At 67.5% G+C, this 547-nt stretch carries 1 protein-coding gene; it reads right to left on the bottom strand.

From position 1 onward, the window contains the following. A partial coding sequence (locus A5708_RS02535) for a phosphopantetheine-binding protein (RefSeq protein WP_155765857.1) occupies positions 1-547 on the bottom strand: 547 nt, incomplete at both ends.

Raw genomic sequence — 547 nt, 5'->3', positions numbered from 1 at the left:
GGGCGCCTCGAACAGCGATCGGACGGTGAGGCCGGCGTCGAGCTCGGTGTTGATTGCGGCGACGAGTCGCATCGCGGACAGTGAGTCGCCGCCGAGGTGGAAGAAGGAATGGTCGATCCCGACGCGTTCGACGCCGAGCACCCGGGCGTAGATGCCGGCCAGGATTTCCTCGATGGCGGTTTCCGGGGCCCGGTAACCGTCGCCACCCTGGTAATCGGGGGCGGGCAGCGCGCGGGTGTCGAGCTTGCCGTTGACCGTCAATGGCGGTGCGTCGAGCACCACCACCGCCGAGGGCACCATATATGCGGGGAGCCGCTGACCCAACCAAGCCCGAATGTCGGCCGGGTCAGCGGCTCCGGTCACATAGCCGACAAGACGCTTCTCGCCGACACGATCTTCACGAACCAGCACCGCCGCCAGTTCAACACCGTCCACATCGGCCAGTGCGGTGCGGATTTCCCCCAGCTCGATGCGATAGCCCCGAATCTTGACCTGCTCGTCGGCCCGGCCCAGGTACCGCAGTTGCCCGTCGGTGCCCCAGCGCACC

Origin of the sequence: Mycobacterium colombiense, from assembly GCF_001672755.1 — a bacterium.
GTDB classification, from domain to species: Bacteria; Actinomycetota; Actinomycetes; order Mycobacteriales; family Mycobacteriaceae; genus Mycobacterium; species Mycobacterium colombiense_C.
Note: the sequence above shows the minus strand (reverse complement) of the source record. Positions and strands in the feature narration are given on the sequence as shown.